Consider the following 9,338-nt stretch of genomic DNA (forward strand, 5'->3'; position numbering starts at 1 on the left):
CGCCGTCCGAGCCGGGCGCCGCGGTGGGGTCGACCAGGGCCAGGTCCGAGGCGCCGGAGCGGAGCAGCGCGATCGCCGCGTCGGCGTCGCCGGCCTGCACCGCGCGGGCGAACGCGGCGATCGCACCGCCGAAGCGCCAGACGTGGTCGAGGGTGACGACGCCGTTGACCACGCCGTCGGGCAGGCGGAGCGAGGTCAGCGCCGCGTCGAGGGCCGGTTCGGAACGGCCGGGGGCGCGGGCGAGATCGCCCAGCACCGCCCCGGCCTCGACGGAGGCGAGCTGGTCGGGGTCACCCACGAGCACCAGCCGCGCGGTGGGGCGCACCGCGTCGAGCAGGCGGGCCATCATGGTGAGCGACACCATCGACGTCTCGTCCACCACGACGACGTCGAACGGCAGCCGCTGCGTGCGGTCGTACCGGAACCGGCCGCCGGGCCGCCAGCCCAGCAACCGGTGCAGCGTGGACGCCTCCGGCACGCGCAGGTCGGCGCCCGCGAGCTCGCCCTGCACGGCCTCCTGCAGCCGGGCCGCCGCCTTGCCGGTGGGGGCGGCGAGCGCGACCCGGGGAGGCGGGCCGGGCTGCTCGCCCAGTACGGCGAGCAGCCGCGCCACCGTGGTGGTCTTGCCGGTGCCCGGTCCTCCCGCCAGGACGGTGACGCGCCGCAGCACACCCACGGCGGCGGCGAGCCGCTGGCGGGTGGAGTGCGCGTCGGGGAAGTGCCGGTCGAGGCTCGCCCGCAGGCGGGTCAGGTCGACCTCGGGCGGGGTGGCCGCCGCCCGCTGCTGCAACGACAGGCGGACCTGCTCCTCCTCGCCCCAGTACCGCTCCAGGTAGAGCAGGCCGTCGACCCGCCGCAACGGGCGACCGGCCGGGGCCCCGGCGCCGTCGGCCACGAGCGGGCCCGCCGTGCAGGTCGCGAGCCAGCTGCTCGGTTCCGGCCACGGCAGCGCCGAGACGTCGACGAGCTCGTCGCCCTCACCCAGCACCGTCCGGCTGACACCGGCGAGATCGACGCACACCGAGCCGAGGCGTACCGCCCGGACCGCAAGTGCCGCGGCGAGCTGCACGTCCTCGGACGGCTCACCGCCGAGCCGTCCGAGCCGGGTGGCGACATGGACGTCGGACGCCTCCAGCACGCCCGCGGTGTTGAACACCCCGAGCAGCCCCGACGCGGCGTGGGCGACGGCGGGGTCGCCCACGCCGCGGGATCCCCAGCGGCTCGACGTCGCGGCACCCGTGGTGTGGTCGGAGCCCTCCGGCGCGCTGCGACGGCGCTCCACGGGCTGCGAGGTGGCGGGCTGCGAGGTGGCGGGCTGCGAGGTCGTGCTCACGACACGCCTCCGGCGAGCAGGTCGGACAGGTCGGTGACGAGCGCGGGGGGTGGCGCCCAGCCGAAAACGCCGCACGGGACGCCGTCGACCAGCGGGGTGCCGGGGCCGCACATGCCGCGGACGAACAGGTACAGCGCCCCGCCGAGGTGGCGCGATGGGGCGTAGCCCGGCAGCCGCCAGCGCAGGTAGCGGTGCAGCGCCACCCCGTAGAGCAGCGACTGCAGCGGGTAGTTCGCGCCGATCATGGCCTCAGCCAGCCGCTCCGGCGTGTAGTGCGCGGACGTCAGCGGTGCCCGGCCCTCGGCCTCGAACGGCCCGAGCCAGTTGGTCTTGTAGTCCACCACGACGAACGACCCCGTCGGCAGCCGCAGGACCGCGTCGATGCTGCCGGTGAGGTACCCGCGCAGCGGCTGGCCCACCAGCGCCGCGGACTCCAGCGCGTCGGGATAGGCGTGCAGCGGGTCGTCGGCGGGGAGGTGGCGGCGCAGCAGCGGGGCGAGCTCGCCGAGCAGCAGCCGCCGGGCCCCCGCCTGGTCGCCGCCCGCGAGGGGGAGCTCGAAGTCGAGCTCCGCGAGCCGGTCGCGCGGGGCGATGTCGGCGAGCCGCAGCCCGCCCGTGAGTGGGCCGAGCGGGGTCTGCGCGGCGGGGAGCAGGGCGGCGGCCAGCGTGGCGGCGTCCAGGCCCGGGACCGGGTTGCGCACCATCTGCTCAGTGCAGTGGGTGGTGAGCTCCGTGAGCAGGTCGGGGGCGGAGAGGTCGGCGACCTCGAACACCGCGTGCACCAGCGTGCCGAACCCGGTGCCCAGCGGCAGATCGGCCATCGGCGAGGGCACGGTGTCGATCGGCACGGTGATCGGCACCGCGTCGGCCTCGGGCGCGAGCACCTCCAACTCGATGTCCGCCTCGTCCTCCGTGCCGGTCTCCTCCGGCTCGCTGACAGCACCGAGCACGGGGCCGACGGCCTGGTGGCCCGCCGCGGCCGTCAGCGCCGAGTACGACGTGCGCCGCCACTGCCGGTCGATCTCCCGGGCGAACACGGCGGCCTCCAGCACAACGGTGCTCGCGGCGGCGGGGGCGAAGGCGGCATCCGGCCGCGCGCCCACCTCCTCGACGGCGAGCTCGGGTGCGGACAGGGCGCGCAGCGCGTCCAGGGCCGCAGTGTCGGGCGGGATGCGGTAGCTCTGGGCCGGCTCCGTTCCCGGGGCCGGACGGCCGATGAGCAGCCGGTGCAGCGGGGCCGACGCGGTGGTGGTGGACGGCACCCACCACGTGACGACCTGGCACTTCGCCCTGGTCAGCGCCACGTACAGGAGACGCAGGTCCTCACCGGCCTCCTCGGCGCGATGCCGCGCGCAGCGCTCCTTCCAGCCCTCACCGCTCTCCCCGCCGACGTCGAGCACGCGCGCCGAGCCGTCGTGCAGCAGCGGCACCGTGGGGTCGGGCACGAAGCGGTCCCACGCGAACGGCACGTGCACCACGGGGAACTCGAGGCCCTTGCTGCGGTGGATGGTGATGATCTGGACGGCCGCGGCGTCGGACTCCAGGCGCCTGCTGCGCTCGGTGCCCACGTCGACGGCGGCCTCGTCGATGCGGTGGCGGAGCCAGTCGACCAGCGCGGCGGGACCGAGGTGGCCCTCGACCGCCGCGGCGTGCAGGGACTGGGCGATGTGGCGCAGGTCGGTGAGCAGGCGCTCGCCGTCGGTGCGGGCGAGGAGGCGACGGGGGAGCGCCGTGTCGGCGGTGACGGCCTCCAGCAGCGCCGCCACGCCCCGCTCGTGCAGCGCGCCGGCCCACGAGCGCACGGTGGCGCCCAGCACGTCGAGCAGGTCGTCGGCGCCCGGCCCGCACAGTTCCTCGACGGTGTGGCCGAGGAAGCAGGTGAGCGCCGCCGCGCGCTGCCGGAACAGCCGCGGCTGCTCGCACGCCTCCAGCAGCGTGAGCCACTCGCGGGCGACGGGGGCACCGAACACGCTGGCGGTGCCCGACAGCACCGCGGGCACGCCGGCGTCGGCGAGCGCAGCGCGGATCATGGTGCCCTGGTCGTTGGTGCGGACGAGGACGGCCACGTCGCCGGGCCGGACGGCCTTGCCGTCCACGGTGGCCGGGCTCGCCAGCAGCGCGGCGATGTCGGAGGCGGCGTCGCGGGCGACGAGCGCGCGAGCTGGTCCGACGACGACAAGATCCCGTTTGGACCTCTCCAGCCTGCCGCGCGGCACCACACGCAGCCGGAACGGCGTGTCGACCGGCGCGCCGCGAAGCCGCTGGCCGGGATGCGCCGAGTCGACGGGGTGCACGGTGATCCGGTCGCCGAGCGCCGCCCCGTTGAAGACGGTGTCCAGGGCCCGGAGCAGCGGGGCGTCGCTGCGCCAGTTGCGGGCGAGCGTGGCGTGGCCCCCCGCGGCCTCGGTGGCGTCGAGGTAGCTGACGACGTCGGCGCCGCGGAACGCGTAGATGGCCTGCTTGGGGTCGCCGATCAGCACGAGCGTGGTGTGGCCGTGGAAGGCCCGCCGCAGGATGCTCCACTGCACCGGGTCGGTGTCCTGGAACTCGTCGACCAGCACGACCGCGTACCGCGCGCGCAGCCGCTCGGGGGCGCCGCGGGTGGGATCGGCGAGGGCGTCGTCGAGGCGGGTGAGCATGTCGTCGTAGGAGTAGAGGCGCCGGGCGCGCTTGCGACGGGCCACCTCCGCACGCACGGCCGTGGCGAACCGGTACCGCACCCCGGAGGTGGTGCTCGCCGCCGCCGCGGCCGGCTCCAGCCGCGCCTGCCCGTCGTGGACGGCGCGGCGGGCCAGCGTGAGCGCCTCGGACCGGCTGAACGCGGGCGTGCCGGCCGCGCGGTCGCCGTACTTGCGGACGTAGAAGTCGTCGACCACCTCGGTGACCAGGTCGTCGATGGACTCGACGAACTCCGCGTCGGCGTCGGCGTCGCCGGCCACCCCGAGCCCGGCGAGCATCTGCTGGCAGAACTGGTGGGTGGTGGCGATGGTGGCGGCGTCGAAGCCGGCGAGCGCGCGGGCCAGCCGGGTCCGGCGCAGCGCCACCTCGTCGTCGGTGCCCCCGGCGAGCAGTGCGTTCACCTCGTCGCCCCCGTCGCGGGCGGCCGCGGGATCGGCGAGGGCGCGCTCGGCGTCGACCAGGCGCGCCCGGACCCGCTCCCGCAGCTCCTGGGTGGCCTCCCGGCCGAACGTCACGAGCATGAGCTGTGGGAGCTCGGCTATGCCGTCGGCCACGTAGCGGGCGGCGAGCGCGGCAATGGTGAACGTCTTGCCGGTGCCCGCGCTCGCCTCGAGCACGGTGGTGCCGGTGGGCAGCGGGCCGTCGACCCGGAAGGCGGTGGGCGCCAGGACGGCGGTCATCGGCGCACCAGCTCCTCGGACATCAGCAGGGGGCTCCACAGTCGCATCGCGAGGTCGCCGAACCGCGTGGGCTCGCCGCCGGGAGCGCCCGGGATCCCCGTGATGACGTCGGACGGGGCGCCCGCACCCCAGACCCGGACGTGGGCGTCGTCGGACCGCTCGGCTCCGGCGCCACTGCTCCAGCCCCGCATCGCCTCCTCGGCGGCCTCGGCCGGCGACGCGCCGCCGTTGCGGACCTTCGCGTAGGTGTGGCCGCCGAGTGGGGGCAGGGGCAGCGGCTCGCGCAGCCCCTCGCGATACAGCCCGACGAGATCGGTGAGCGTGGCCAGGGCCTTGGCGGGATCGAGCGGCCCCATGACGGCCCGCTGCAGGCCCCAGCGCGTGCCCCGGCCGAGGGTGACGGCCTGCCACTGCTCGCCCGTGGACGCGGTGAGGGCGAGCAGCCGCACCCACGCCCGCACCCGCTGCTTGGGCGCCAGCCGGGAGTACTCGACTCGCAGCAGCGTGCGCTCGTACAGGCCACCCAGGGTGCCGACCACGCGCGTGCCGTCGGGCAGCGCGACGTCGACGTCACGGTCGTCGGCCTCCCCGGTGCGGTACGGCTCGGCGGCGGCCACGAGCGGCTCGACGTCGTCGAGCACACGGGTGAGCACGGCGTCGCCCAGCGCCCCGGGCGGCAGCTCCCCGCGGCGCCACTCGGCCTGGCGGCAGCGGTCCAGCTCCAGGCCGGCCAGCCGGTCGCGCAGCAGCCGATCGCCGATGGCCCAGGTGGCGAGCCCGTCGGGTTCGACGGGCAGCGCGTCGGCGGGGTCGTCGTCGCCCGCGAACAGCGACAGCCCCACGCGCTGCCGTAGGAAGCCCTTGACCGGGTGCTCCAGGAACGTGACAAGGTCGTCGAGGGCGATCGCGTCGGCCACGACCGGTGCGAGCGGGGCGCCGACGAACGGCGGCGGTGGGTCCTTCGGCGCGGTGGCGGCGATCGCGCCTGCCAGCTCGGCGCGGTCGAAGCTGAACGGGCGCCCCGGGGCGAGCCTGCCCGGCTCGAAGTTGCGCGCGTCGAACGGCTGCAGGGGGTGGCGCACCACCACCTGCAGGAGCGCATCGGGCCCGGCGGTGGCGGTGATCGCGTCGAGCAGCTCCCCGAGCGGCACCGACGGGGGCCTGCGCGCACCGGTGCGCTCGTCGGCCCCGGAGTGGATGACGACGAGCCGCTCACCCGCCGCGCAGACGGCGTCGAGCAGCAGCTGGCGGTCCTCGCTGCGGGGATCGCGCTCACCGACGAGCGGGTCGCGGGCGAGCACGTCGTCGCCGTCGACCACATCCGCGCGCGGGAACGCGCCGTCGTCGAGGCCGAGCAGGCACACCACGCGGTGCGGCACGGAGCGCATCGGCACCATCGTGGCGACGGTGAGCGTGCCGGTGCGGAAGTTGGCCCGGCTGGGACGGCCGCGCAGCCGCTCGGCGAGCAGCCCGCGGACGTCGGCAGGCCCGAGCGGCACGGTGGCGGCGTGCGGACCCGCGGCGCGGGCGGCCGTGGCGAGCTCCGAGCGGGCCTGGGCGGCCTGCCACGCGTCGGCGGGAGTGGTGTCGGTGAGCAGGTCAAGGCCGGTGACCAGCGCGTCGATCCACCCGGTGAGCGGGCGCTCACCGACCAGGCCCCCGAGGACGGTGCCCAGCCGGTCGACGAACTCGGCGAGGCGGCCGATGCGCTCGGTGTCGCCGGACTCCAGCTCGGCCAGCGGCAGCGCCGTGCCCAGCCAGGTGTGCCCGGCCCCCGACGGGTCGGCCCCCGACATGGAGACGCCGAGCAGCAGGCGGTCGAGCCCGGAGGCCCAGGTGTTCTGCCCGAACCCGTCGAGCCGGTAGGGGGCGCGGTGCGCGCCGTCCAGGCCCCAGCGCACGCCGGAGCGCACGGCCAGCTCGCGCAGGCGTTCGAGATCGTCGTCGTCGAGGCGGAAGCGGTGGCGCACCGGCCCGGATGCGAGCAGATCCAGCACCTCCGACGCCGTGAGCCGCGCCTCCGCCAGCTCCAGCAGTCGCGAGACCGTGTCGAGCAGGGGGTTGAGCTGGCGCAGCGCCCGATCGGCCAGGCGTACGGCGAGCTGCCGGCCCGGATGCCCGGCACCGCCGGGATCACCGGAGCCGAAGGCGGCCGACACCAGCGGCGCGAAGGTCTCGATGTCGGGGCACATCACCGCGATGTCGCGCGGTTCGAGGGTGGGGTCGGCGGCCAGCAGCCCGAGGACGATCTCGCGCAGCACCTCGACCTGGCGGTCGGCGCCGTGGCACGCGTGCACCTGCACGCTGCGGTCCTGCGGGTCGAGCACGGCGTCGGCGACGGGCGGGCGGTCGTCGTGCAGGTCACTCTGGAGCCGTCCCAGCAGCGTGGACGGCGGCGGCGCGCTCTCATGGTGGTGGTCGGCGAGGCCGGGCGCCGCGGCCGTGAGCCGGACCTGCAGCTCACGGACGTCGCGGCCCAGCGACGCGAGCAGCGGATGCCGTGCGACCGCGCCGGGATCGGCGCTCCGCCGCGGCACCTGCCCCAGCGGTGCGATGCGCTCCCACAGCGCGGGGGACGGGTGCGCGATCCACAGGTGCACGTCGCGGTGCTGCGCCAGCGCCGCGAGCACGGCGAGCTCGTCGGCGCCGAGCCGGGTGGCGCCGAACAGCGACAGCCGCGCCGGCAGCGCTGTGGCGCCGGGATCGGTGTGCAGCACCGCGCATGCGGTGGCCAGCCGCTCGGCGGGACCGGGCACGCCGATGCGGGCGCGCAGGCGCCGCCACAGCTCGGGCTGCCAGGTGAGGTCGGGTGGCACGTCCTCGTCGTCGCCCGACCCCCAGCGGCGCACCATCTCCGGGCGGAACGCGGCGTAGGAATCGAACAGCTCGGCCAGCCGGCGCGCGGTGGCGTACCGGCGGCCGCGGCGCTCGCCGTGCAGGTGGGTGCCCAACGGGGCGCACCAGGCCTCGCCCGCGCTCTCGTCGACCACCTCCAGGAGCGGCCACACCGACCGCGCGGGACGCCACGGATCCTCCGCGGGGTCGACGCCCGTGGCGGCGTCGACGGCGGCCGTGACGACCGAGCCGGGGGAGGGGAACGCGACGCCCGCGCACACCCCGTCGCCCGCGTCGCCAGCGGCACCCAGCCGGTGCGACAGCCGCTGGGCGAGCCAGCGCTCGACGCCCTTGGCGGGCACCGCGACCACCTCGGTGGCGAACGGATCGGCCAGCGGCTCGGCCAGCAGGCGGCCCAGTGCATCGGCGAGCGCGCCGGCCCGCTCCGCGCGGTGCACCTGCAAGGTCATGGCCGACACGGTATGGCCCGCGACCGACGGTGACCGACGCGGGCGGCCGAGCTGTCCACAAGTCACTCACCGTGATCACACCGAAAAAACGACACGATGGAGGGATGCCGCTGCCGACCTGATAACGGCAAGGTGGCCAGCAAGCGATCTCCGAGTAGATCCGCGATGAAGGAGGCCGTCATGCACGACGCGACAAGCGGGCCCGCCCAGGCACCGACCGGGCCGGCCGTTCCGCAGCAGCGGGGCATCCGTGACGCCGCCCGCGCCGACGTCCTCATCCGCCACGCCCGTCTCGCCAACAGCGGCCGGCCCGTGTTCTGCACGCCCAGCCGCGCCGAGCTCGCGGGCACCGTGCCCCTGAAGCAGAGCCGCGGCACCACCGGCAAGGTCATCTACGGCACCCGCGAGGACGCCGAGGCGGCCGCCCGCGAGCTGGAGCAGCTCGGGGCCAACAAGCTCCGCGCCTACCTGTGCAGCCGGTCGCGCAGCGGTCACTTCCACCTGACCACCGACACCACCCCGCGCTCGTCGCTGCCGCTGCACCTGCGCATCCCGCAGCAGCGCCCCGCCGCTGCGTAGTCACCGTCCGTCACCCGGTCTGGGACCTCGATCACGGTCGGATGGTGGTCGCGGGCAGCCGCGAGCGACCATCCGTCCGTGATCAGCGCCGGGCGGTGAACGCCTGCCGCGTCAGGCCGTCTCGGCGGCCTGCCGCTCCGGCTCCGCCGGCACCGCCGGCATGCGGGGGTTGGTGCTCCCGATCGGGTACGCCGCGCGGGGAAGGATCGGCATGTCGATCACGGTGGCGCCGGCGTTGTCGCCCGCCCCGCCCAGCAGCGCCATGTCGGTCAACCCGCGAGCGGCGGCGGCGCAGTCGGGGGACCGCTCCAGGAACGCCGCGATCTCGTGCTCGGACAGCTCGTGGTGGACGCCGCCGCTGAGCAGCGCCAGCCGTCCCACCGCGGGCGGCACCTCGCGGTGACCAAGCGTCTCGACCGTGGCCCCGGCCACGGTCTCCATCACCACGTTCTCCCAGTTCCGCGGCGGCGTCCCACCGCCGTCGCGTACGGCCTGCGCCGCGGTCTGGTCCTTCGTCAGCAGCCGCAGGACGGCATCGTCCCAGAGGTAGGCGCGGCAGTCGCCCACCCAGGCGATCTCGCAGTGCCCGGGCCGCACCGCCGCCACGACCATCACGGCGTCGCCGGGGGCGTCGCGGTGCAGGATGCCGGGACGAGGGCGCGACGCGTCCTCGTCCTGCGCCCTCCGGACCGCCTCGCCGGCCGCGAGCAACGCGGCGACCGCACCGTCGTGGGCGGCGAGCTCCGCGGCCGCGTCGGCGGC

5 protein-coding genes are annotated in these 9,338 nt (G+C 76.2%); 1 reads left to right on the forward strand and 4 read right to left on the reverse strand.

What is annotated here, in order from left to right; all coding sequences use genetic code 11:
* The 3 genes from JWR81_RS18235 to recC all read right to left on the reverse strand — a co-directional run.
* The coding region (locus JWR81_RS18235; RefSeq protein WP_297653844.1) for an AAA family ATPase at window positions 1-1,333 on the reverse strand (1,333 nt) is incomplete at its 3' end.
* Entirely contained in the window at window positions 1,330-4,692 is a 3,363-nt protein-coding gene (locus tag JWR81_RS18240; RefSeq protein ID WP_297653847.1) for a UvrD-helicase domain-containing protein, read from the reverse strand. The genes JWR81_RS18240 and JWR81_RS18235, both read right to left, overlap by 4 nt.
* Entirely contained in the window at window positions 4,689-7,997 is a 3,309-nt protein-coding gene (recC, locus tag JWR81_RS18245; RefSeq protein ID WP_297653849.1) for an exodeoxyribonuclease V subunit gamma, read from the reverse strand. Before recC ends, JWR81_RS18240 begins: the two co-directional genes overlap by 4 nt.
* A 180-nt stretch (window positions 7,998-8,177) precedes the next feature.
* Between recC and JWR81_RS18250 the strand changes: the two genes are divergently transcribed.
* The gene (locus tag JWR81_RS18250; protein ID WP_297653852.1) at window positions 8,178-8,576 is read left to right on the forward strand and encodes a hypothetical protein; all 399 of its coding nucleotides are present in this window, start codon (window positions 8,178-8,180) and stop codon (window positions 8,574-8,576) included.
* Between the two features lie 111 nt (window positions 8,577-8,687).
* Here JWR81_RS18250 and JWR81_RS18255 read toward each other — a convergent pair.
* Window positions 8,688-9,338, reverse strand: a 651-nt coding sequence (locus tag JWR81_RS18255) for a hypothetical protein (RefSeq protein ID WP_297653855.1), incomplete at its 5' end; no start/stop codon positions are given.

It is taken from the genome of Pseudonocardia sp. (assembly GCF_025965585.1).
In the GTDB taxonomy this organism is placed as follows: Bacteria; Actinomycetota; Actinomycetes; order Mycobacteriales; family Pseudonocardiaceae; genus Pseudonocardia.

Bases quoted from the DNA above. Each gene is read 5' to 3' on its own strand.
- JWR81_RS18240 (WP_297653847.1), bottom strand. From the start codon at position 4,692: ATGACCGCCGTCCTGGCGCCCACCGCCTTCCGGGTCGACGGCCCGCTG.
- recC (WP_297653849.1), bottom strand. From the start codon at position 7,997: ATGACCTTGCAGGTGCACCGCGCGGAGCGGGCCGGCGCGCTCGCCGAT.
- JWR81_RS18250 (WP_297653852.1), top strand. From the start codon at position 8,178: ATGCACGACGCGACAAGCGGGCCCGCCCAGGCACCGACCGGGCCGGCC.